The sequence below is a fragment of the Streptomyces sp. NPDC053755 genome (assembly GCF_040677675.1).
Lineage (GTDB): Bacteria > Actinomycetota > Actinomycetes > Streptomycetales > Streptomycetaceae > Streptomyces.
Map to the genome: position 1 here is coordinate 177,424 of NZ_JBFASK010000001.1, position 22,135 is coordinate 199,558.

At 72.0% G+C, this 22,135-nt stretch carries 19 protein-coding genes, 1 tRNA gene and 1 pseudogene; 9 read left to right on the forward strand and 12 right to left on the reverse strand.

The window, feature by feature from the left end; translation table 11 throughout:
• Positions 1 to 145 precede the first annotated feature (145 nt).
• Both AB0K65_RS00765 and AB0K65_RS00770 read right to left on the reverse strand, forming a co-directional pair.
• Complete coding sequence (locus AB0K65_RS00765; protein WP_365712869.1) at positions 146 to 613, reverse strand: RidA family protein; 468 nt, start codon at positions 611 to 613, stop codon at positions 146 to 148.
• Complete coding sequence (locus AB0K65_RS00770) at positions 610 to 768, reverse strand: DUF4177 domain-containing protein (RefSeq protein WP_019992579.1); 159 nt, start codon at positions 766 to 768, stop codon at positions 610 to 612. The genes AB0K65_RS00765 and AB0K65_RS00770 overlap by 4 nt, the downstream gene beginning before the upstream one ends.
• A 178-nt stretch (positions 769 to 946) precedes the next feature.
• Here AB0K65_RS00770 and AB0K65_RS00775 point away from each other — a divergent pair, with 178 nt between their 5' ends.
• On the forward strand, positions 947 to 1,909 hold the full coding sequence (locus AB0K65_RS00775) for an ArsA-related P-loop ATPase (RefSeq protein WP_365712872.1): 963 nt from the start codon (positions 947 to 949) through the stop codon (positions 1,907 to 1,909).
• An 80-nt stretch (positions 1,910 to 1,989) separates the two neighbouring features.
• On the forward strand, positions 1,990 to 3,351 hold the full coding sequence (locus AB0K65_RS00780; protein WP_365713610.1) for an ArsA family ATPase: 1,362 nt from the start codon (positions 1,990 to 1,992) through the stop codon (positions 3,349 to 3,351).
• Between the two features lie 213 nt (positions 3,352 to 3,564).
• Here the strand turns inward: AB0K65_RS00780 and AB0K65_RS00785 are convergent, their stop codons facing one another.
• Positions 3,565 to 3,909, reverse strand: coding sequence for a WhiB family transcriptional regulator (locus tag AB0K65_RS00785; RefSeq protein ID WP_026058363.1), 345 nt, complete (start codon positions 3,907 to 3,909; stop codon positions 3,565 to 3,567).
• 674 nt (positions 3,910 to 4,583) lie between these two features.
• Between AB0K65_RS00785 and AB0K65_RS00790 the strand changes: the two genes are divergently transcribed.
• Entirely contained in the window at positions 4,584 to 6,818 is a 2,235-nt protein-coding gene (locus AB0K65_RS00790; protein ID WP_365712874.1) for a transglycosylase domain-containing protein, read from the forward strand.
• A gap of 261 nt (positions 6,819 to 7,079) precedes the next feature.
• Here AB0K65_RS00790 and AB0K65_RS00795 read toward each other — a convergent pair whose 3' ends face one another.
• Positions 7,080 to 7,544: a GatB/YqeY domain-containing protein gene (locus AB0K65_RS00795; protein ID WP_365712876.1), complete on the reverse strand. Its 465-nt coding sequence runs from the start codon at positions 7,542 to 7,544 to the stop codon at positions 7,080 to 7,082.
• Positions 7,545 to 7,731: 187 nt separating this feature from the next.
• Here AB0K65_RS00795 and AB0K65_RS00800 point away from each other — a divergent pair, with 187 nt between their 5' ends.
• The 4 genes from AB0K65_RS00800 to AB0K65_RS00815 all read left to right on the forward strand — a co-directional run bounded on the left by AB0K65_RS00800 (position 7,732) and on the right by AB0K65_RS00815 (position 11,011).
• Entirely contained in the window at positions 7,732 to 8,670 is a 939-nt protein-coding gene (locus AB0K65_RS00800; protein ID WP_365712878.1) for a metallophosphoesterase, read from the forward strand.
• A 43-nt stretch (positions 8,671 to 8,713) separates the two neighbouring features.
• Entirely contained in the window at positions 8,714 to 9,448 is a 735-nt protein-coding gene (locus AB0K65_RS00805; RefSeq protein ID WP_365712880.1) for a Pr6Pr family membrane protein, read from the forward strand.
• A 38-nt stretch (positions 9,449 to 9,486) separates the two neighbouring features.
• Positions 9,487 to 9,560, forward strand: a tRNA-Pro gene (locus tag AB0K65_RS00810).
• A 254-nt stretch (positions 9,561 to 9,814) separates the two neighbouring features.
• Positions 9,815 to 11,011 carry a protein kinase gene (locus tag AB0K65_RS00815; RefSeq protein ID WP_365712882.1) on the forward strand — a complete coding sequence of 399 codons (1,197 nt, stop codon included), beginning with the start codon at positions 9,815 to 9,817 and terminating at the stop codon, positions 11,009 to 11,011.
• Positions 11,012 to 11,343: 332 nt separating this feature from the next.
• Here AB0K65_RS00815 and AB0K65_RS00820 read toward each other — a convergent pair whose 3' ends face one another.
• Positions 11,344 to 12,351 carry a YdcF family protein gene (locus AB0K65_RS00820; RefSeq protein WP_365712884.1) on the reverse strand — a complete coding sequence of 336 codons (1,008 nt, stop codon included), beginning with the start codon at positions 12,349 to 12,351 and terminating at the stop codon, positions 11,344 to 11,346.
• A 167-nt stretch (positions 12,352 to 12,518) separates the two neighbouring features.
• Between AB0K65_RS00820 and AB0K65_RS00825 the strand changes: the two genes are divergently transcribed.
• Complete coding sequence (locus AB0K65_RS00825; RefSeq protein WP_365713612.1) at positions 12,519 to 14,342, forward strand: prolyl oligopeptidase family serine peptidase; 1,824 nt, start codon at positions 12,519 to 12,521, stop codon at positions 14,340 to 14,342.
• Positions 14,343 to 14,364: 22 nt separating this feature from the next.
• Positions 14,365 to 15,108: an SURF1 family protein gene (locus tag AB0K65_RS00830; RefSeq protein WP_365712885.1), complete on the forward strand. Its 744-nt coding sequence runs from the start codon at positions 14,365 to 14,367 to the stop codon at positions 15,106 to 15,108.
• A 108-nt stretch (positions 15,109 to 15,216) separates the two neighbouring features.
• On the opposite strand, the gene AB0K65_RS00835 is transcribed toward AB0K65_RS00830, so the two are convergent.
• The 7 genes and pseudogenes from AB0K65_RS00835 to AB0K65_RS00865 form a co-directional block, all read right to left on the reverse strand.
• The gene (locus tag AB0K65_RS00835; protein ID WP_365712887.1) at positions 15,217 to 16,296 is read right to left on the reverse strand and encodes a hypothetical protein; all 1,080 of its coding nucleotides are present in this window, start codon (positions 16,294 to 16,296) and stop codon (positions 15,217 to 15,219) included.
• 164 nt (positions 16,297 to 16,460) lie between these two features.
• Positions 16,461 to 17,045, reverse strand: coding sequence for a SigE family RNA polymerase sigma factor (locus AB0K65_RS00840; RefSeq protein ID WP_365713614.1), 585 nt, complete (start codon positions 17,043 to 17,045; stop codon positions 16,461 to 16,463).
• A 424-nt stretch (positions 17,046 to 17,469) separates the two neighbouring features.
• Positions 17,470 to 18,550: pseudogene (locus AB0K65_RS00845) on the reverse strand (aspartate-semialdehyde dehydrogenase).
• Positions 18,551 to 18,676: 126 nt separating this feature from the next.
• The gene (locus AB0K65_RS00850) at positions 18,677 to 19,948 is read right to left on the reverse strand and encodes an aspartate kinase (protein WP_365712889.1); all 1,272 of its coding nucleotides are present in this window, start codon (positions 19,946 to 19,948) and stop codon (positions 18,677 to 18,679) included.
• Positions 19,949 to 20,188: 240 nt separating this feature from the next.
• A complete protein-coding gene (locus tag AB0K65_RS00855; protein ID WP_365712891.1) occupies positions 20,189 to 20,857 on the reverse strand; it encodes a DUF5063 domain-containing protein in 669 nt (222 codons plus the stop codon).
• Between the two features lie 56 nt (positions 20,858 to 20,913).
• Entirely contained in the window at positions 20,914 to 21,513 is a 600-nt protein-coding gene (recR, locus tag AB0K65_RS00860; protein WP_365712893.1) for a recombination mediator RecR, read from the reverse strand.
• Positions 21,514 to 21,638: 125 nt separating this feature from the next.
• The gene (locus AB0K65_RS00865; RefSeq protein WP_365713616.1) at positions 21,639 to 21,974 is read right to left on the reverse strand and encodes a YbaB/EbfC family nucleoid-associated protein; all 336 of its coding nucleotides are present in this window, start codon (positions 21,972 to 21,974) and stop codon (positions 21,639 to 21,641) included.
• Positions 21,975 to 22,135 lie beyond the last annotated feature (161 nt).

A 22,135-nucleotide genomic window follows, 5' to 3' on the forward strand; every position in this document is an offset into this window, starting at 1 on the left:
AGCCGATCCCCCCGGGGGCGGTGGAACCGGCTCTTCACCGATGTCCGGCGGGTACGGGCCTGGTGGCGACGTACCGGGAACGCACCGTCGTGGCGAGGCGCGGACGACGTCACCGGGAAGCGGCGCCGTACCGCCGGGCCGCGTGTCAGTCCTGGAGTTCCACCTGGATCTCGACCTCCACGGGGGCGTCCAGCGGCAGCACCGCCACGCCGACCGCGCTGCGCGCGTGCACGCCCTTGTCGCCGAGGACGGCGCCGAGCAGCTCGCTGGCGCCGTTGAGCACGGCGGGCTGGCCGGTGAAGTCGGCGGCGGAGGCGACGAAGCCCACGACCTTCACGACCCGCTTGATCCGGTCCAGGTCACCGGCGACCGACTTCACGGCCGCGAGCGCGTTCAGCGCACAGGTGGCCGCGAGCTCCTTGGCCTCCTCGGCGGTGACCTCGGCGCCGACCTTGCCCGTCACCGGAAGCTTGCCGTCCACCATCGGGAGCTGGCCCGAGGTGTAGACGTACGCACCGGACCGCACGGCCGGCTGGTACGCGGCCAGCGGCGGGACGACGGCGGGCAGGGTCAGGCCCAGCTCGGCCAGCTTGGCCTCCACGGCCCCGCTCAAGGCTTCTCCCGCTTCAGGTAGGCCACGAGCTGCTCGGGGTTGTTCGGCCCGGGCACGACCTGGACGAGCTCCCAGCCGTCCTCGCCCCAGGTGTCCAGAATCTGCTTCGTCGCGTGCACCAGAAGCGGCACAGTCGCGTACTCCCACTTGGTCATGGAGCCGACTGTATCCGCTGCCCCGCCGGGCTCCCCGTCCCGGCGTCCCCGAGCCGGGCCGGCCGGCGGGGCGTGGCGGGGGCCCGCGGGCACCTGGAAGGGGTCCGGCGGGCTCCTTCGCGCGCCCAATACGCCCCGTGCGCGCCCGGGCCGTGGTGCCAGTGGTTAGGCTCGACGCGTGAGCAGGCTCCAGGTCGTCAGCGGCAAGGGTGGTACCGGTAAGACGACGGTCGCCGCCGCCCTCGCGCTCGCCCTCGCGACGGAGGGCAAGCGGACCCTTCTCGTCGAGGTCGAAGGCAGACAGGGCATCGCACAGCTCTTCGAGACGGAGGCCCTTCCGTACGAGGAACGCAAGATCGCCGTCGCCCCGGGCGGCGGCGAGGTCTTCGCGCTGGCCATCGACGCCGAACGCGCGCTCCTCGACTACCTCCAGATGTTCTACAAACTGGGCAGCGCGGGCCGGGCCCTGAAGAAGCTGGGCGCGATCGACTTCGCGACCACCATCGCCCCGGGCGTCCGGGACGTGCTGCTGACCGGCAAGGCGTGCGAGGCGGTCCGACGGCGCGAGAAGCACGGCGGCCACACCTACGACCACGTCGTCATGGACGCGCCCCCGACCGGCCGGATCACCCGCTTCCTCAACGTCAACGACGAGGTGGCGGGCCTGGCCAGGATCGGCCCGATACACAACCAGGCGCAGGCCGTGATGCGGGTGCTCAAGTCGCCCGAGACGGCGGTGCACCTGGTGACGCTCCTGGAGGAGATGCCGGTCCAGGAGACCGCGGACGGCATCGCGGAGCTGCGGGACGCCGAGCTGCCGGTGGGCCACGTCATCGTGAACATGGTCCGCCCGCACGTCCTCGACGAGGCGGCGGTGCGGGCCGCGTCCGGGGATCACCGGGAAGCGGTCGCGAGGACCCTGGCCGCCGCGGGGGTCGGCGGCGGTACGAAGCTGGTCGGGCCGCTCCTCGAACAGGCGGCGCAGCACGCGCAGCGCGTGGAGCTGGAGCGCGAGCAGCGGGCGGTCCTCACCGGGCTCGGCGTGCCGGCGTACGAGCTCCCCTTCCTGGGGGACGGAGGGGACATCGCGGGCCTGTACCGGCTGGCGAAGGAACTGCGGAAGCAAGGGGCGGGGGCGTGACAGAGCCGGAGACGGAGGCGGCGAGGGTGAGCGACACGGACGCGGCGGCCGGGACGGCGGGCCTCGCGCCGTCGAACGGAATCGATTCCGCCCCCGCCCTGGAGCTGGATCCGCTCATCGACGACCGGGGAACCCGCATCATCGTCTGCTGCGGGGCCGGCGGCGTCGGCAAGACGACGACCGCGGCCGCCCTCGGGGTACGGGCCGCCGAGCGGGGCCGGAAGGTCGTCGTCCTGACGATCGATCCGGCACGGCGACTCGCCCAGTCGATGGGGATCGACTCGCTCGACAACATCCCCCGCAGGGTCGACGGCATCAAGGGGTCCGACGGCGGGGAACTGCACGCCATGATGCTCGACATGAAGCGGACCTTCGACGAGATCGTCGAGGCGCACGCGGACGCCGAGCGGGCCAGGGCGATCCTGGAGAACCCCTTCTACCAGTCCCTGTCGGCCGGTTTCGCCGGTACGCAGGAGTACATGGCGATGGAGAAGCTCGGGCAGCTGCGTGCCCGTGACGAGTGGGACCTGATCGTCGTCGACACCCCGCCCTCGCGCTCGGCGCTCGACTTCCTGGACGCGCCGAAGCGGCTGGGGTCCTTCCTGGACGGGAAGTTCATCAAGCTCCTCATCGCGCCCGCGAAGATGGGCGGCCGGGCGGGGATGAAGTTCCTCAACGTCGGCATGTCGATGATGACCGGGACGCTGGGGAAGCTGCTGGGGGGTCAGTTCCTCAGGGACGTGCAGACGTTCGTGGGGGCCATGGACACGATGTTCGGCGGCTTCCGGACCCGGGCGGACGCGACGTACAAGCTGCTCCAGGCGCCGGGGACGGCCTTCCTCGTGGTCGCGACGCCGGAGCGGGACGCGCTGCGGGAGGCCGCGTACTTCGTGGAGCGGCTGGCCGCCGAGGAGATGCCCCTGGCCGGCCTGGTCCTCAACCGCGTGCACGGCAGCGGCGCCGCCCGGCTGTCGGCCGAGCGGGCGCGGGCCGCCGCGGAAAATCTTGAGGAGGGGCGCATTGTGGATCAGGGGGCCGGGAAGACTGGTGTTCGTGGCTCCCGGGTGAATTCCCCCGAGCCGTCGCCCCTCGCCACCGCCGCCGCACCAGCGCAGCACTCGCAGGACGAGCACGTCGAGCACCAGGCTGACCCCACAGCCGCGTACGAGGCCGCCCCCACGGCCGAGCACCGGGCCGACCCCACGGCCGAGCACGACCCCGACGTCGAGGACATTCGGCAGCTGACCGCGGGACTGCTGCGTCTGCACGCCGAGCGCATGCAGGTGCTCGCACGCGAGCAGCGCACCCGCGATCGTTTCGCGGCGCTCCACCCCGAGGTGGCGGTCGCCGAAGTGGCGGCCCTGCCCGGCGACGTGCACGATCTCGCGGGGCTGCGCGCCATCGGTGATCGGCTCACGGCGGGGCGCGTTCCCCCCGCGTAGTCCGGCTTCCGGATCCGCGGGTGAGCGGCCGGACCGGGGTCGCCCCACCCGCCGCGCACCCGGTGCGCCGCGAACGGGCCCGCCACCGCCGCGTCCCCGCACCCGTACGTCTCGTCGGTGGCGCGGGAGCCGTCTCACCGGCCCTGTACGTCTCGTCGGTGGCGCGGAAGCTGCCCTACCGGCCCCCCGTACGTCTCGTACGTGGCGCGGGAGCTACCCCACCGCCGCGTACGCCTCGTACGTCGCGTCGTCCTCCATCGCCACGGGCAGCAGGCCCGCGCCGCGCTCGTACTCCGTACGCGCCGTCTCGAGCAGTCGCCGCCACGAGGTGACGGTCGGCCGCCGGCGCAGCAGTGCACGGCGCTCGCGCTCCGTCATGCCGCCCCACACGCCGAACTCCACGCGGTTGTCGAGGGCGTCGGCCAGGCACTCGGTCCGCACCGGGCATCCGGTGCACACCGCCTTCGCCCTGTTCTGCGCCGCGCCCTGCACGAAAAGTTCATCCGGATCGGTAGTGCGGCAGGCCGCCTGCGCACTCCAGTCAGCTACCCAGCCCATACCGGCGCCGTCCTCTCCCGAATCGAGGCTCCCCCACGGCGGTAGCGGCATATTCACCGCTGCCAGTTGGTGACGTTACGGAAGGTGGGCACAGCGCAACACCCCCTTCGGGCCCAATCTTGAATGGCCCGAACGGACTATGCGTACGCGGCAGATCACCCAGAGGAGTGACCCGAGGACATGCGGGCCCAAAGCGGCATACCGGTACAGTTCATTCTTCTCTGCCGGAGTCACTTGGGGCGCCGGGTGTCGCATGGGGCGGAATCGGGCATGGCTCTCCACGCTCGGGTTCGTGGGGTGCGCAAGGCCGATGTCACGCCCGGGTCTTGAGGCAGAACCACACCGCCGTGACAGTCGAGAGCAGCTTAGGCCAACGCCTGTGCGCCTGTCCGGCGAATCGGCACGAAGCCGCGGGGCCGCGGGAGACCTCTCACCCGACCGGGCCGACGGCCCCTCCGTACCTCGCCCGGCCTTCCGGGCCGCACTCCGCCGCGCGCCCCTCGGGCCCCGGCCGCACTCCGCCGCGCGCCCCCTCCGGCACCGCGGTGTCGCGTCCTCCCGACACGCCCGTCACCCCCGCCGCCGCCGTTCGGATGTCACGGTCTGGTACTCGAACGCTCCGAGGGGCCCCCGCTCCCGCTGAACGCCGCCATCGACGGATTAGGCTGCCCCTCATGGCAAACAAGCGCTCCGGCGGAGGTCTGACCCGGACCCAGCAGGCCGCCAAGTTCCTGGGTGTCAGTGTGCTCTCCGGAGCCGTACTGGCGGGCATTGCCCTGCCCGCGGCCGGAGCACTCGGACTGGCCGCCAAGGGCACGGTCGAGGGGTTCGACGAGATCCCGTCCAACCTGAAGACCCCTCCCCTGAGTCAGCGCACCACGATCCTCGACTCCGAGGGCGGTGCCATCGCCACCGTGTACTCGCGCGACCGCAAGGTCGTGCCCCTGGAGAAGATCTCCCCGTACATGCAGAAGGCGATCGTCGCCATCGAGGACTCGCGCTTCTACGAGCACGGCGCCGTCGACCTCAAGGGCGTGCTGCGCGCGATCAACCGCAACGCCCAGTCGGGCGGCGTGGCCCAGGGCGCCTCCACGCTCACGCAGCAGTACGTCAAGAACGTCTTCGTGGAGGAGGCCGGTGACGACCCCGAGAAGGTCGCCCAGGCCACCCAGCAGACCATCGGCCGCAAGGTGCGCGAACTGAAGTACGCGATCCAGGTCGAGGAGGAGCTGGGGAAGAAGAAGATCCTCGAGAACTACCTCAACATCACCTTCTTCGGGCAGCAGGCGTACGGCATCGAGGCGGCCTCCCAGCGGTACTTCTCCAAGCCCGCCGCGGACCTCAAGCTGGAGGAGGCCGCGATGATGGCCGGCCTCGTCCAGTCGCCGAGCCGCTACGACCCGGTCAACGACGTCCAGGAGGCCACCAAGCGGCGCAACATCGTGCTACAGCGCATGGCCGACGTGAAGGACGTCAGCCAGGCGGAGGCGGACCGCGCCATGGCCACGCCGATCAAGCTGAAGGTGAAGGCGCCGAAGAACGGCTGCATCACCGCGGTCGACGGCGCCGGGTTCTTCTGCGACTACGTCCGCAAGACGATCCTGAGCGACCCGGTCTTCGGCAAGACGTCCGAGGAGCGGCAGAAGCTCTGGAACCTCGGCGGTCTGACCATCCGGACCACGCTCGACCCGCGGGCGCAGGAGGCGGCCAACGAGGCCGCCGTCGCCAAGATCTACGAGGACGACAAGGTCGCCGCCTCCGTCGTCCAGGTCCAGCCGGGCAGCGGCAAGATCCTGTCGATGGGTCAGTCCCGTCCGTACGGCCTGGACCAGAAGCAGCACCAGACCACGCTCAACCTGGCCGTCGGCAGCAAGATGGGCGGCACGACCTACGGCTTCCAGGTCGGCTCGACCTTCAAGCCGATCACGGCCGCGGCGGCGCTGGAGAAGGGGCTGAGCCCGGCGCAGTCCTTCGCCACGCCGTGGAAGATCACGCTGCCGATGAGCTCCTACAACACCTGCGCCGGCGGCCCGGCCGGGTCCGGCGACTGGGTCCTGCAGAACGAGCTCGAGTCCGAGGCCGGCAGCTGGGACATGACGAGCGCGCTCGGCAAGTCCATCAACACGTACTTCGCCAAGCTGGAGCAGCTGACCGGCCTCTGCGAGACGATCGAGATGGCCAAGAAGATGGGGTACGAGCGGGAGCTCGGCAAGAAGCTCAAGGAGCTTCCGTCGATCACCCTCGGCGGTCAGGAGGCCACCCCGCTGGACATGGCGGCCGTGTACGCCACCTTCGCCAACCGGGGCGAGTACTGCACCCCGGTCGCCATCGAGTCGATCACGACGGCGACCGGGCAGAAGCTGAAGGTGCCGCGGAGCGAGTGCTCGCGGGCGATGAGCGAGCGGACCGCGGACCTCATCAACCAGATGCTGAAGGGCGTCGTCGAGGACGGCACCGGCACGAAGGCCGGTCTGAGCGACCGCGACAACGCCGGCAAGACGGGTACGACCAACGACCGCAAGGACGCCTGGTTCGTCGGCTACACGCCGAACCTGTCCACGGCGGTCTGGGTCGGTGACGACGTCGGCGAGAAGACGTCGATGTACGACATCACCATCGGCGGCGAGGTCTACGACAAGGTCTGCGGTGGCTGTCTGCCGGGCCCCATCTGGAAGATCGCGATGACGGGCGCGCTGAGCGCCTCCGAGACGCCGCAGTTCGCCCCCATCTCCGTACCGCGTGGCGAGAAGCCCGAGGACAAGGAGAAGGGCAAGCCCCGGCAGCCGGGCGGCGACAACAAGCCGGGCGACGGCGGCCGCGACGACGACGACATCTTCCCGGGGATCACCCTCCCGCCGGACCTGATCGGCGGCGGCAACGGTCGCGGCGGCAATGGCGGCGGCCGGTAGCCAGGCGGCCGACGGCCACGGACATGAGGAAGGGCGCCCCCGGGAGGGGGCGCCCTTCCTCATCTGCGGCGGCGGGGTCACGCGGCGGGGCCGCACGTGCGGGGTGCTCCCCGCCGGGGGCGCGCATGCGGCTCGTGGGCCGGGCAGGACGGTCCGGGCGCCACGCGCCGGGGTCCGGGGACCACGCGGTCCGGGGATCACGGGCCGGGCGTCCGGCACGGGTCGCCACGCGCTCGACCCGCGCGGCCCCGTTCGACGGGATCAGCCCGCGAGGAGCTTCTTGACGGTGGCGGCGACGCGGCCGCCCTCGGCGCGGCCCGCGACCTTCGGGTTGACGATCTTCATGACGGCGCCCATCGCGCGGGGCCCCTCGGCGCCCGCGCCGGCGGCCTCGGCGACGGCCGCGGCGACGATCTGCTCCAGCTCGTCGTCGCCGAGCTGCTGCGGCAGGTAGGCGTCGAGGAGGACGCCCTCCGCCTTCTCCCGCTCGGCGGACTCGGCACGACCGCCCGCGGCGAAGGCGTCCGCGGCCTCGCGGCGCTTCTTCGCCTCCTTGGCGATCACCTTCTGCACCTCGTCGTCGGAGAGCTCGCGCTTGGTCTTGCCGGCGACCTCCTCCTTGGTGATCGCGGAGAGGGTGAGCCGGAGCGTCGAGGAGCGCAGCTCGTCGCGCTCCCTGATGGCGGCGTTGAGGTCTTCCTGCAGCTTGGCCTTGAGCGTGGTCATGGGTGCAAGTGTGTCAGGTGGGACGCGCCGGACGCCCCCGCATTAACGCCCCGGCACGCGCTCACCCCGTGCGCGACCGCTCCGGCGCCGGTCCCGAGCCGCCCGGCCGCCGCCCGGGGGCGGTCGACCGCCTCCCGACTGCCGCCCGCGCGGCGACCGCGCGCGATCCGTCTGCGACGATGGGGAGATGCGCGCACGGTACGGGATCCCCCTGAAGATCACGGCAGGTCTCACGGCGACGGCGGCGGCCGGAGTCGTCTACGCGGCGGGTTTCGAGGCCCGCTCGTTCCGCCTCCGGCGGGTGACCGTCCCCGTACTGCCGCGGGGCATGCGGGATCTGCGGGTCCTTCAGGTCTCCGACATCCACATGGTGTGCGGTCAGCGCAAGAAGCGGGCCTGGCTCCAGTCGCTGGCCGGGCTGCGCCCCGACTTCGTCGTCAACACCGGCGACAACCTCTCCGACACGGAGGCGGTGCCGGAGGTCGTGGACGCGCTCGGCCCGCTCATGGAGTTCCCGGGCGTGTACGTCTTCGGCTCCAACGACTACTACGGGCCTCGGCTGCGCAACCCCGCCCGCTACCTCCTGGAGAAGGCCCAGGGGCGCCACGGCCTCAACGGCAACGCCCCCGTGGTCGGAGCGGTCCACAACCCGTGGGAGGGCATGCGCGACGCCTTCGACGCGGCGGGCTGGGTGAACCTCACCAACACCCGCGGCCGGCTCAAGCTGTCCGACCTGGAGCTGGCCTTCACCGGCCTGGACGACCCGCACATCAAGCGGGACCGCTACGAGCGGGTGGCCGGCGGGCCCGACACCTCGGCCGACTTCTCGATGGCCGTGGTCCATGCCCCGTACCTGCGCACGCTCGACTCCTTCACCGCGGACGGCTACGAACTGGTCCTGGCGGGCCACACGCACGGCGGCCAGCTCTGCATCCCCTTCTACGGCGCTCTGGTGACCAACTGCGACCTGGACACGGACCGGGTCAAGGGCCTGTCCACGCACACCGTGGCGGAGCGGACCTCCTTCCTCCACGTCTCGGCGGGATGCGGGACCAACCGGTTCACCCCGGTCCGCTTCGCCTGCCCGCCGGAGGCGACGCTGCTGACGCTGACGGCGCGCGCCTGAGCGATTCGTCCCCTTACGGGGGTCAGCCTCTACGGTGGTGGGCATGCTCACGCCCAAGACCGCAGCCGTGCCCGCCTCCGCCGTCCTGCCCGCCGTGCGCCGGCCGGTCGCCGCGGCCTTCCGCGCGCTGATCGCGCTGGCCGCCGCAACCGGCGTGGTGATCGAATGCGTCCTCGGCAGCGTCCCCGTCGTCCTGAGCTTCTTCACGATCTGGTCGAACATCGCGGTCGCGGTCGTCTTCGCGCTCTCGGCCCTGCGCGCCTGGAACGGCCGCCCCCCGCTGCCCGCGCTGTGGACCGGCGGGGTGCTGCTGTGCATCGGCGTGGTCGGCCTGGTCTTCCACCTGGTCCTGGCGAACGAGTCCAGCGCGTTCAACCAGGCCGCGGAGATCGCCGGACTCAGGGGCGGGAAGGCCGTCGCCAACCAGCTGCTCCACACGGTCACCCCGATCGGCGCGGCGCTCGACTGGCTCGTACTGACCCTCCCCGGCGCACTGCGGTGGCGCCACGCGGCCCAGTGGCTCGCCGCCCCGGCCGCCTACCTCGCCTTCGCCCTGACCCGCGGCGCCCTCCTCTCCCCGGACGCCCGCACCCGCTACACGTACCCCTTCCTCGACGTCGCCGAGCACGGCTACGCGAGCGTCCTGCTCAACGCCGCGGTCCTCGGGCTCGTCTTCTACGCCGTCGGGCTGCTGATCGTCGGCCTGGACCGCGTCCGACCTGCGGTGCGACTCCGCGAAAACCGGATTTCGTCTCAGAGCGCGGGTGGGCTAAAGTAATCGATGTCGCCGCGACGTGAAGAACTGAGCAGTGACATCGGGGTGTAGCGCAGCTTGGCAGCGCGCTTCGTTCGGGACGAAGAGGTCGTGGGTTCAAATCCCGCCACCCCGACAGCTGAAACACCAGGTCAGGGGCCTGATCCGCGAGAGCGGGTCAGGCCCCTGACTCGTTTCCGCCTCGCTGCTGGAGCCCGACCGCGGGAGGCGGCACGGTGCTCGTCCCCCGCTTGTTCCAAGGTCGTATCGAGGGGAGCCTCGGCATCGGGCTCATGATCGGTTCGCTCTACTCTGGAGTGTTCCTGTCAGGTTGGTGACCGACGAAAGGCTGGGTCTCAGGTGCTGGTCGCGGACCGATATCGGCTCCGGATGTGTATCGGGCGTGGCGGCATGGGCGAGGTGTGGCACGCCACGGACGAGGTCCTCGGCCGGTCAGTCGCCGTGAAGCTGATGCTGGGGCACGAGGCCGACCCGTCGGCGGGCGAGCGGTTCCGGCTGGAGGCGCAGACCGCCGCCCGGCTGAGCCATCCCCATGTCGTGGGCGTCTTCGACTTCGGTACGTGGGACGGAAAGCTGTACCTCGTCATGGAGTTGGTCGACGGGCCGAGCCTCGCCACGGACTCCGGCGCCCCCGCGGTGCTGCCCCCGGAGCGGGTCGCCGTCATCGCCGCGCACGCCGCCGCCGGGCTCGCCGCGGCGCACCGGGAGGGCGTGGTGCACCGGGACATCAAGCCCGGGAACCTGCTCGTCGACGCCGGCGGGGCCGTGAAGCTCGCCGACTTCGGCATCGCCCGGTTCGTCGACGATCCGTCGGCGGCGCTGACGACCACGGGGCAGATCGTCGGCACCGGCCTCTACCTCGCCCCGGAGCGCGCGCTCGGGCAGCCGGCCTCGTCGGCGTCCGACGTGTACTCGCTCGGCTGCGTGCTGTACCAACTCCTCACGGGGCGGCCCCCGTTCCAGGGCGACACGGCGACGGCCCTGCTGTACCAGCACATCGACACCCCTCCGGCTCCGCCCCGGCAGCTCGGGGTGGGGCTGCCGGCCGCCTTCGAGGCGTACCTCCTCTCGATGCTGGCCAAGCAGCCGGAACAGCGGCCCGCCGCGCGGGACATCGCCGACTGGTTCGCCTCCGGCGCCTGGCGCGAACACCCCCAGCCCCACCCCCGGCCGCACGCGCAGCCCCACGCCCCGTCCCACCCCCGGCCGCACGCGCAGGCGCCTGCGCGGCACCAGCGCGCGCCCCTCCAGCAGGCCCCGCACCAGAGCGGGCCGTACCCCGCCCGGGCGCCCCGGCCCGCCCCCGCCCGGACCGCGCCTCAGGGCGGGCTCCAGGGGGGTGCGCAGGCGAGACCGGTGGGCGGGCCGCAGGCACGGCGGCAGGCCGCGCGACGGGGCGAGAGCGGACTCGCCGAGCTCTCCCGGCGCCGCCCCCGCAAGACGGCCGCGGCCGCAGGCGGGATCGCGTTCGTCGTCTTCCTCCTCATCGGCATGGCCTGGCTCTCGCCGGACGGCAGCGAGGCGGAGACGCCGGTGGCCGACCCGACGGTGACCGCACCCCGATGACCGTGTCCCGGTGGCCCGCCTGACCCGAACGGGCGCTGCCGGCTGGCCCGGACGGGCGGTTTCCGTTCCGCTGGGAGACATGGACACCAGGCAGATAGCACGGGCCGCCGTACCCGCCGCCGTCGCGCTCGTCCTCGCTGGTGGCGGGCCGACGGCCGCCGCAGCCGATCATCCCGTTCCGCAGCCGGCCCCGGCCGGAGTCCGGTCCGAGCCGCGGGGCGAGGGCGTCGACGAGTCGGGCCCGTCCGGAGCGGCGCTCGGCCTCGGTGCCGCCGCGCTGGCCGCCGCGGTCGCCACCACCGTCGTACGCAACCGGGGGATCAGGGCCGTCATCAGCCGGCCAGGCCCACCGCCGCCCCCAGCAGGACCAGGATCAGGCAGATCCCCAGATTGACCTTGCCGTGGTGCAGGAAGACCGCCGCGAACTCCCGGATGGTCGCGGTCGGCCAGAAGTAGGCGGCCGTGGGGGAACCGACGACCTGGCCCTCCACCCCGGCCCGACGCGCCATCAGCGCGGCGCGGAAGGCGTGGAAGTTGTTGGTGACGATCACGCACCGCGCACCCGGGTCCATCTCGTCCATCAGCCGCTTGCTGAAGGCCATGTTCTCCTCGGTCGTCTCCGAGCGGTCCTCCCGGACGATCCGGTCCTCGGGGAAGCCCCGCTCCACCAGATAGTCCGCCATGGCGTGGGACTCCGGTACGCCCTCGTCCGGGCCCTGCCCGCCCGAGACGATCAGGACCGGCGGCCTCCCGCCCCGCGCGGCGAGGGCGTCGTACACCTCGCGTCCGCGCTCCAGCCGGCTCGCGAGCAGCGGCGGGACGCGCGTACCGCCGATCAGGCCGGATCCGAGGACGACGACGAAGCCGGCGTCCCGGCGCACCCGCATACGGCCGTAGAGGTAGGCGTAGCCGACGAAGCACACGAAGAGGAACGAGACGTACGCCATGACCACCAGCGCCGTCCCGACGGCGATGCCCAGCGGCCTCGAACGCGTCGCCACGGCGACGATCATCAGGCCTATCAGCCCGTATATGCCCAGGCCGGCGAGGAGCGAGAGCAGGTTGGAGGGGTGCCTTCCCTCCTTGCGGACCATCTTCACGCCGTTCGCGCACAGCAGCCCGGCGAGGACGACCGGGCCGAGGCAGAGCACGAGCAGCACGACGACCATCACCGTCTCGGCCACACCGGGTGGCGCCGCGTCGATCTCGGCGAACAGGCCGAGGCAGAGGAAGGTGACGGCGAGGCCGAGGTACACGGCGTTGCCGAACCGCCGGCGGTCGCGGAGCACGCCGATGCCGAAGAGCAGGAGGAAGGCGGCGGCCACGACGAATGCGGTCATGACGGAATCGTAGACAGTCGCGCCGACAACGCCCCCGCGCCGACCGGCCGTTCCGAGGCCGGGGCGCGAGCCGCCGACGGCCTACGGAAGGCCGCGGCCCGCGGCCGCCGCGGAGGTTGTCCACAGATCGCGGGCGAGCGGACCGTTCGTCGGTGGCGCAGCGCATGATGGGAGCCATGACGGAGAGCAGCGATTTCACCGAGATCCCCCGCTGGGAGCAGCGTTTCCGGGCGCCGCGCGTGTCCCTGCCCGAGTGGGCGGAGGAGGCGCCGGACCGGTCCCTGTTCGTGTCCAACGCCACGGGCACGTACGAGCTGTACGCCTGGGACCGGGCGCGCGGCACACAGCGGCAGGTCACGGACCGGCCGAACGGGACGACGGACGGCACGCTGTCCCCGGACGGCCGGTGGATCTGGTGGTTCTCGGACAAGGACGGGGACGAGTTCGGTGTGTGGATGCGCCAGCCGTTCGAGGGGGGCGCCGACGAGCCCGCCGTGCCCGGTCTCGCCCCCTCCTATCCGGCGGGGCTCGCGATCGGCCGGGACGGCACGCTCGTCGTGGGCCGCTCCACGGACGAGGAGGGTTCGACGATCCACCTCGTGCGGGGCGGGCGGGAGCCGGTGGAGATCTACCGGCACCGGGAGTCGGCGGGTGTGGGCGACCTCTCGCACGACGGGTCGCTGATCGTGGTCGAGCACACGGAGCACGGCGACGCCATGCACTCCGCGCTGCGCGTCCTGCGGGCGGAGGACGCGTCGGTCCTGGCCGAGCTCGACGACACCAGGGGCGGCACGGAGGAGCTGGGGCTCGCGGTCCTCGGTTTCGCGCCGGTGCACGGCGACACCCGGCTGCTCGTCGGGCACCAGCGGCGGGGGCGGTGGGAGCCGCTGCTGTGGGACGTGGCGACGGGCGAGGAGCGGGATCTCCGGCTCGATCTGCCGGGGGACGTCACGGCGGAGTGGTATCCGGACGGCTCGGGGCTGCTGATCGCGCACGGCTACGAGGCGCGGAGCGAGCTGTGGCGGTACGACATCGCGACGGGGGCTCTGGTGGGGGTGGAGACCCCGGCGGGGTCGGTGTCGGGTGCCACGGCCCGTCCCGACGGCAGTGTGGAGTACCTCTGGTCGTCGGCGGCCCGCCCGCCGGTGGTGCGTTCGACGACGGGCGAGGTCGTCCTGGACCCGCCCGGCCCGAAGGCCCCGGACTCGGTGCCGGTGGAGGACGTGTGGGTGGAGGGCCCGGGCGGCCGCATCCACGCCCTCGTCCAGCGGCCGGCCGACGGCGAGGGACCGTTCCCGACGGTGTTCGAGGTGCACGGCGGCCCGACCTGGCACGACAGCGACGCCTTCGCCTCGGGCCCGGCGGCCTGGCTGGACCACGGGTACGCGGTGGTCCGGGTCAACTACCGGGGCTCGACGGGGTACGGCCGGGCGTGGACGGACGCGCTGAAGCACCGGGTCGGGCTGATCGAGCTGGAGGACATCGCGGCGGTCCGTGAGTGGGCTGTGGCGTCGGGGCTCGCGGACCCGGCGAGGCTGGTCCTGTCGGGCGGCTCCTGGGGCGGCTATCTGACCCTGCTGGGGCTCGGCACCCAGCCGGACTCCTGGTCGGTGGGGCTCGCCGCCGTCCCCGTCGCGGACTACGTCACCGCGTACGCGGACGAGATGGAGGCCTTGAAGGCGCTGGACCGCACGCTCTTCGGGGGCTCGCCCGAGGAGGTGCCGGACCGGTTCGAGGCCTCGTCCCCGCTGACGTACGTCGACAAGGTCACGGCGCCGGTGTACATCTCGGCGGGCGTCAACGACCCCCGGTGCCCGATCCGCCAGATCGACAACTACGTCGAGCGGCTCGCGGCGCGGGGGGCGGTCCACGAGGTGTACCGGTACGACGCGGGGCACGGCTCCCTGGTGGTGGAGGAGCGGATCAAGCAGGTGCGGCTGGAGCTGGACTTCGCCGCGCGTCACCTGGGGACCCGGCCGGTCGCGGGGTGACGGGGCTGCGTACCGTGGAGGGGTGTACCGGTTCCTGAGAACGCCCCGCTGGTGGGGGATCAACGTCTTCGTCCTGCTGGCGATCCCGTTCTGCCTGTTCATGGGCGTGTGGCAGCTGGGTAAGTTCGAGGACCGCGTCGACACCCATCAGGAGGCGGAGCGGGCCCCGGACCCGGCGGCGCTGCGGACCGAGCCGCTGGAGCGGCTGCTCCCGGTGGACAAGGAGACCTCGGGCCGGCACGCGAGGGCGAGCGGCCGGTTCGGCGAGCAGTTCCTGGTCCCGGACCGTGAGCTGGACGGCCGCCGCGGCAGTTACGTCCTGACGATGCTGAAGACGGACGGCGGCAAGTCCCTGCCGGTCGTACGGGGCTGGCTGCCGGCCGGGGCGAAGGCGCCGGCCCCGCCGTCGGGCGAGGTCACCGTGGTGGGCGCCCTCCAGGCATCCGAGAGCGCCGGTACCCGGGGCGTGCACGCGGCGGGCGGTCTGCCGGAGGGCCAGCTCGGCATGATCAGCGCGGGCGCCCTGCTGAACATGGTCAGCGATGACGTCTACGACGCGTGGGTGACGCTCACCGTGTCCCCCGCCGGCCTGACGCCGGTCCCGGCCACCGCCGCGGCGGGCACGTCCCTGGACCTGAAGGCCTTCCAGAACCTGGGCTACACCGCGGAGTGGTTCGTCTTCGCCGGCTTCGTCGTCTTCATGTGGTTCCGTCTGCTGCGCCGCGAGGCGGAAGCCCAGCGCGACGAGGAACTGGGTCTTGCCTGAGGGCTCTCCCTTGGGGAGTGTCCGGAAAGTACCGGCGCTCGCCCGAAGGGCGGGGAGGCCGCAGCCCGGGCGAGACTTCCCGGACGCGATCCGGGCCCTTGGACCGCGTCAGGAGGCGTCGATGACGCCCGTGCGGTAGATGGTCCCCGCGCAGGCGTTGGGGATCGTCGCCGCGGCGGAGGGGCCGCCGGGCTCGGCGGTGTGGCTGACCGCGACACTGCCTTCGGCGGGGGTGCCGTCCTCCGCGCCGAGCTGGGTCGCCGCTTCGTTGTTCGTGGTGTCCGTGCCCGTCGATCCGGTGGACCCGGCCGAGGTGCCGCCGGCGTCCGACGGGGTGGTCGGGTCGGGCGAGGTGCCCGTGGTCGGGCAGGTCTCGGCGGGGACCCAGGCGAACTTCACCTCGTAGGCGTTGTCCGGCTTCAGGACCAGCGCCTGCGCTTCCTGCGCGGGGTCGGGCAGACCGCTCGCCGCGTCCCCGGCCGCGTGGGCGACGACCGTGATCCTGGACGGGTCGGCGGCCCCCCTGGCCTCGAAGCCCACGCTGCCGGCGCCGCTGACCACGCAGTCGCTGCCGGAGATGTTGGCGATGCGGAAGGTGCCGTACACCTTGCCGTCGGCGTCGGGCGCGCCGGCCTGGACCGAGCTGACGCCGAGCTGACCGGCCTCGCAGACGCGGGCGGAGTCCGACTCGGCGTCGGCGGCGGGCGGGGAGCCGGGGACCGTGCCGCCCGTCTCGCCGGTGGCCGAGGTCTCGGGCTCGCCGGCCCCCGCGACCTCGCCCTGGCTGGGAGTCGTGGCGCCGGTCGGTGTGCCCGGGCCCTTCTCGCCGCCCTCGACGCCGGTCTCGGAGCCGGTGCCGCCTTGGGCCTGCTCGCCGTGGCCGGCGTTGACGGCCTTGTCGGATGCGGTCCCTCCGGACGTGGCGACGTGCACGAACGCCGGGACGGCCGTACCGATCAGGACCACGGCGGCGGCGATGCCGACGACGGCCTGCCGCTTGCGGGCGCGGCGCGCGGGCACCGCGCGCCGCAGGTGGTCGAGGGCGCCGTCGGTGGGTTCGATGTCGGCGACGGCGCTGTGGAGCAGCTGCCGCAGCGCGCGTTCCTCGCCGCCGAAGGGGCCGTCGCCCCCGAAGAGGTCGTCGGCCTGCGCCTTGTCGGGCCCGTCGTTCACAATCCCGTGTCCCATGTCGTCGCGATCACCGTCGGGCAGCTCATTCGTACCGCCGGGCTGCCGGCTTGCGGGCTCCGAGCCACCCGGGGGCAGACCGTGCTGTGGCAGACCGTGCCGTGACGGGCCGCCCGGTCGCGGATCACCCGGTCGCATGCCGTCGGAGTGCGTGTCGCCGGAACTCATGCCGTCGCCTCCATCGCGACGCGCAGCGCGGCGATGCCACGCGACCCGTACGCCTTCACCGACCCCAGGGATATGCCCAGGGTCTCGGCGACCTGGGCCTCCGTCATGTCGGCGAAGTACCGCAGGACCAGCACCTCGCGCTGCCGCCGCTGCAGCCCGCGCATGGCCTTGATGAGCGCGTCGCGCTCCAGCTGGTCGTACGCGCCCTCCTCCGCGCTCGCCATGTCCGGCATCGGCTTGGAGAGGAGCTTGAGTCCGAGGATGCGGCGGCGCAGCGCGGAGCGGGAGAGGTTGACGACCGTCTGGCGGAGGTAGGCGAGCGTCTTCTCGGGGTCGCGGACGCGGTTGCGCGCCGAATGGACCCGGATGAACGCCTCCTGGACGACGTCCTCGCAGGAGGCCGTGTCGTCGAGGAGCAGGGCGGCGAGCCCGAGCAGCGAGCGGTAGTGGGCGCGGTAGGTCTCCGTCAGGTGGTCGACGGTGGTCCCGGCGGCCACATCGTCAGCGCTCTCGCGCGGCGCGGGGATGCCGATCACTCCGGTCGTCCGGCTTCTGGTGGGCATGGGGGCGATCACCGGCATGCCGCCGGCCGGCCGCGGCCGCCGGAGCGGGCGCACCACCGTGCCGCGTACGGGGACGACGACCGTGCCCCGTGCCGGGGCGACCGCCGCGCCGCGGAGCGGGACGATCCCTGAGATGTCCAGTACCTCTGCCACGCCTGTTGGACACGCTTCCCCCCGTCAGGGTTGTACGCGTACGCCACCGTTTTCGACGGTGTGCCGTTTGCCGTCATGCGCACCCGTTCTTCCCCAATGCCCCGAATTCGCAGCACGTCGCAGCACGCTCGCGAGGCACCGCAGGGGCGCACGCGAAGACGCGTCCCGCCCGGACTACGGTTGCAGAATGGGGGGAAGGTAATCCTCGAACATCGCATCGGCCCAGTTCAAGAGCCATCTGCTGACGCCTTGATCACAGGACGTTCACAGATTCTACGAAAATACGCGGTCACCCGACGCCGATTTCCGGACGCTCTCGGACCTCGTGGCGGATGACCGATTCGGCGATCTGGAGGGCGTTGAGGGCCCCGCCCTTGCGGAGGTTGTCCCCGCAGACGAAGAACTCCAGCGCCCGCTCGTCGTCCATCGAGCGGCGCACCCGCCCCACCCACGTGGGATCCGTGCCCACGACGTCGGCGGGCGTGGGGAAGTCACCGGCGGCCGGATCGTCGTACAGCACCACACCCGGCGAGGTCGCCAGGATCTCGTGGGCGCGGGCGACGGTGACGGGACGCTCGAAACGCGCGTGGACGGAGACCGAGTGGGCGGTCACCACCGGCACGCGCACGCACGTGGCGGCGACGGGCAGCCCGGCGAGGCCGAGGATCTTGCGTGTCTCGTCGCGGATGCGCAGCTCCTCGGAGGACCAGCCGTCCTCCATGGGCACGCCCGACCAGGGAATGACGTTGAGCGCGACGGGCCCCGGGAAGGGACCGCTGCCGTCACCCACGGCGCGCCGTACGTCGCCGGGGTGGGTGCCCAGTTCGGTCCCGGCCACCAGGGACAGCTGCTCGCGCAGGGCTGCGACGCCCGCCCGCCCGCCGCCGCTCGCCGCCTGCTGCGCGGTCACCACCAGCTCGCTGACCCCGAACTCGGCGTGCAGGGCGCCCACGGCGACGATCAGCGCCAGCGTGGAGCAGCCGGGTCCGGCGATGATCCCGCGGGGTCGTACCCGTACGGCGTGGGGATTGATCTCCGGCACCACCAGGGGGACGTCCGGGTCCAGCTCGGAACGCGGCCGAGGTGTCGACGACCACCACGCCCTTGGCCGCGGCGATCGGCGCCCAGCGGGCCGCGATGTCCTCGGGTACGAGGAAGAGGGCGAGGTCGGCGCCTTCCAGCGCCTCCTCGCTCAGCGCGAGGACCTCGGTCTCCTCCCCGCGCACGGCCAGCTTGCGGCCGGCCGAGCGGGGGGAGGCGACGAGGCGGATCTCGCCCCAGACGTCGGCGTGCTGCGACAGGAGCTGGAGCATCACCGCGCCGACGGCTCCGGTCGCTCCCACGACCGCGAGCGTCGGTTTGCCGCTCATCGGCGGCCCGTCGACGGCCCGCCGGAACCGGCTGGGGCCGATTCCGAGGCCGGCCCCGGCGCCGATTCCGTGCGCGCGGCCGTCAGAGGCGCCGTGTGCGCGCGGAGGTACCGGGACACCGGTTCGTCACCGACCGGTGCCGCCGTAGACCACGGCCTCGTCCGAGTCGCTGTCGAGACCGAAGGCGGTGTGGACCGCCGTCACGGCCTCGTTCACGTCGTCCGCGCGGGTGACGACCGAGATGCGGATCTCGGAGGTCGAGATCAGCTCGATGTTCACGCCCGCGTCGGACAGCGCCTGGAAGAAGGAGGCGGTGACGCCCGGGTTCGTCTTCATACCGGCGCCGACCAGGGAGATCTTGCCGATCTGGTCGTCGTAGCGCAGCGACTCGAAGCCGATCGCGCCCTTCGCCTTCTCCAGGGCGTCGATGGCCTTGCGGCCCTCGGCCTTGGGGAGGGTGAAGGAGATGTCCGTCAGGCCGGTGGAGGCGGCGGACACGTTCTGGACGATCATGTCGATGTTGATCTCGGCGTCCGCGATCGCCCGGAAGATGGCCGCGGCCTCGCCCGGCTTGTCCGGCACGCCGACGACGGTGATCTTCGCCTCGGAGGTGTCGTGGGCGACGCCCGAGATGATGGCCTGCTCCACCTTGCGGTCCCCTTGCGGCTCGTTGCTGACCCATGTGCCCTGAAGCCCCGAGAAGGACGAGCGGACGTGGATCGGGATGTTGTAGCGGCGTGCGTACTCGACGCACCGGTGCAGCAGCACCTTGGAGCCGGAGGCGGCGAGCTCCAGCATGTCCTCGAAGGAGATCCAGTCGATCTTCTTCGCCTTCTTGACGACCCGCGGGTCGGCCGTGAAGACACCGTCGACGTCGGTGTAGATCTCGCAGACCTCGGCGTCGAGGGCGGCGGCCAGCGCCACGGCGGTGGTGTCGGACCCGCCGCGCCCCAGGGTGGTGATGTCCTTCTTGTCCTGGGACACACCCTGGAAGCCGGCGACGATCGCGATGTTGCCCTCGTCGAGGGCGGTACGGATCCGGCCCGGCGTGACATCGATGATGCGCGCTTTGTTGTGGACCGAGTCGGTGATGACGCCGGCCTGGCTGCCCGTGAACGACTGGGCCTCGTGGCCCAGGTTTTTGATCGCCATGGCCAGCAGCGCCATGGAGATCCGCTCTCCGGCGGTCAGCAGCATGTCGAACTCACGCCCGGCAGGGATCGGGGATACCTGCTCGGCGAGATCGATCAACTCGTCCGTCGTGTCGCCCATCGCGGAAACCACGACGACCACCTGGTGGCCGTTCTTCTTGGCGTCCACGATTCGCTTGGCGACGCGCTTGATGCCTTCGGCATCGGCAACGGAGGAGCCTCCGTACTTCTGCACGACAAGGCCCACGTGCGCTCCTCGCTCAGTGTCTGCCGCAGTCATCACTGCGGTCGGCTCAGTTTAACGAGCAGCTCGGAATCACCGACCCTATATCACATCCTGAGATGTCCCGCTCAGGTAGTGATCACGGCCGTCGGCCCGGGCTGCCCGTGGACGACTCCCTGCCCCGGGCGCGGCGCGCTACGCGGACTTGTGGGCGGGGTCACAGGCCGAAGCCGCGGTCCGGGGGCCTGGGCGAGCGGCACGCCGCTATTTCTTCACCACGCGCACGCCGATGCCCAGCGGGCCGCCGATCTCCGCCGCCATGACGCGGCCGGCCTCCTCCGCGAGGTCGTCCTCCGTCAGGTCCTCGTCCGTGTCGAGGCCGTCCAGCTCCGCCAGCGGCTGGTCGAGGCGGACGTGGGAGACCAGGGACTGGAGGGCGCGCAGGGTGCCGGAGGCCGTCGGACCCCAGTTGGAGAAGTACGAGAACTGCCACCACCACAGCGCCTCGCTCGTCCGGCCCGCCCGGTAGTGGGCCAGGCCGTGCCGCAGGTCCGTGACGATGTCGGCGAGGTTGTCGGAGATCCGGCAGGGCACCGGCGCCTTGCGGGGCTCGTAGGGGTCGAAGACCTCGGAGAAGACGTCCACCGGCTCCAGGAGCATGGCGAACCTCATGCGCAGGTCGTCGACGTCCACGTCCGGGCCCGTGTCGGGCTCGTACCGCTCGTCCGGGACGATGTCCTCGTGCGCCCCGAGCCGCCCGCCCGCGAGCAGCAGCTGCGAGATCTCCAGGAGCAGGAACGGGACCGCGCTGTCGGGCTCGTCGCCCTTGGCCACTTCCGTCGTGGCCACGATGAACGACTCGATCGAGTCGGCGATCTGGACCGCGAAGTCGTCCGGGTCCTGCGTGATGGAGTGCAGCGTGGCGTCAGACATCGAGGGTGCCTCCCTTGAGCTCACGGACGAGCGCACGGGCCGTGTCGGCCCTGTCGTCATACATCTAGCAGGCGCCGCCCCTCGAAGGCACGGCCCAGGGTGACCTCGTCGGCGTACTCCAGGTCGCCGCCGACCGGCAGGCCGCTCGCGAGGCGCGTGACCTTCAGTCCCATGGGCTTGATCATCCGCGCCAGGTACGTCGCGGTGGCCTCGCCCTCCAGGTTCGGGTCGGTCGCCAGGATCAGCTCGGTGATCGTGCCGTCCGCGAGCCGCGTGAGCAGCTCACGGATACGGAGATCGTCCGGGCCGACGCCCTCGATCGGGCTGATCGCGCCGCCGAGCACGTGGTAGCGCCCACGGAACTCGCGCGTCCGCTCGATCGCCACGACGTCCTTCGGCTCCTCGACCACGCAGATGACCGTCTGGTCCCGGCGCGGGTCGCGGCAGATGTTGCACTGCTCCTGCTGTGCCACGTTGCCGCAGACCGCGCAGAACCTGACCTTCTCCTTCACTTCGAGCAGCGCGTGCGCGAGCCGGCGCACGTCGGTGGGCTCGGCCTGGAGGATGTGGAAGGCGATCCGCTGCGCGCTCTTGGGACCGACGCCGGGCAGCCTGCCCAGTTCGTCGATGAGGTCCTGAACCACGCCTTCGTACAACGGAACGCCCTTCTCGGGTCTGCTTGATTCTTACGGTAGTAGCTGCGGGGGCGGCTTAGAAGTGCGGGCGCGGAAGCCGCGGCCCCGCAAGGGCTTCAGAAGGGCTCGGAGGGGCGCGCGAGGGCTCAGAAACCGAGGCCCGGCATGCCGCCCAGGCCCTGCGTGAGCGGGCCCAGCTTGGCCTGCTGGAGCTCCTGGGCGTTGTCGTTGGCGGCCTTGACCGCGGCCACGACGAGGTCGGCCAGCGTCTCGGTGTCCTCCGGGTCGACGGCCTTGGGGTCGATCACCAGGCCGCGCAGCTCGCCCGAGCCGTTCACGGTCGCCTTGACGAGACCACCGCCCGCCTGCCCCTCGACCTCGGTCGCGGCGAGCTCCTCCTGAGCACGCGCGAGGTCCTGCTGCATCTTCTGGGCCTGCTGGAGGAGCTGCTGCATGTTGGGCTGGCCACCACCGGGAATCACGGTCACTCCTGGCATTTCGACGGATACGAAGGGCATCCGGACGACTGATGTTCGGTAGGCCGAGCCTACGTGGTCCCCGCCCGGGACGCCGCCACAACTCTTTCGAGTGAGAAACTGCGGGCTCCTCTACCTGATCACAACCCTCTTGCGGGCGGAAAACC

What these genes read in the sequence shown, in the direction of transcription:
- AB0K65_RS00855 (WP_365712891.1), bottom strand. Translation starts at nt 20,857, where the DNA reads ATGTCTGACGCCACGCTGCACTCCATCACGCAGGACCCGGACGACTTC.
- AB0K65_RS00835 (WP_365712887.1), bottom strand. Translation starts at nt 16,296, where the DNA reads ATGGGACACGGGATTGTGAACGACGGGCCCGACAAGGCGCAGGCCGAC.
- AB0K65_RS00785 (WP_026058363.1), bottom strand. Translation starts at nt 3,909, where the DNA reads ATGGGCTGGGTAGCTGACTGGAGTGCGCAGGCGGCCTGCCGCACTACC.
- AB0K65_RS00815 (WP_365712882.1), top strand. Translation starts at nt 9,815, where the DNA reads ATGTGTATCGGGCGTGGCGGCATGGGCGAGGTGTGGCACGCCACGGAC.
- AB0K65_RS00820 (WP_365712884.1), bottom strand. Translation starts at nt 12,351, where the DNA reads ATGACCGCATTCGTCGTGGCCGCCGCCTTCCTCCTGCTCTTCGGCATC.
- AB0K65_RS00800 (WP_365712878.1), top strand. Translation starts at nt 7,732, where the DNA reads ATGCGCGCACGGTACGGGATCCCCCTGAAGATCACGGCAGGTCTCACG.
- AB0K65_RS00795 (WP_365712876.1), bottom strand. Translation starts at nt 7,544, where the DNA reads ATGACCACGCTCAAGGCCAAGCTGCAGGAAGACCTCAACGCCGCCATC.
- AB0K65_RS00825 (WP_365713612.1), top strand. Translation starts at nt 12,519, where the DNA reads ATGGGAGCCATGACGGAGAGCAGCGATTTCACCGAGATCCCCCGCTGG.
- AB0K65_RS00805 (WP_365712880.1), top strand. Translation starts at nt 8,714, where the DNA reads ATGCTCACGCCCAAGACCGCAGCCGTGCCCGCCTCCGCCGTCCTGCCC.
- AB0K65_RS00840 (WP_365713614.1), bottom strand. Translation starts at nt 17,045, where the DNA reads ATGCCGGTGATCGCCCCCATGCCCACCAGAAGCCGGACGACCGGAGTG.
- AB0K65_RS00790 (WP_365712874.1), top strand. Translation starts at nt 4,584, where the DNA reads ATGGCAAACAAGCGCTCCGGCGGAGGTCTGACCCGGACCCAGCAGGCC.
- AB0K65_RS00770 (WP_019992579.1), bottom strand. Translation starts at nt 768, where the DNA reads ATGACCAAGTGGGAGTACGCGACTGTGCCGCTTCTGGTGCACGCGACG.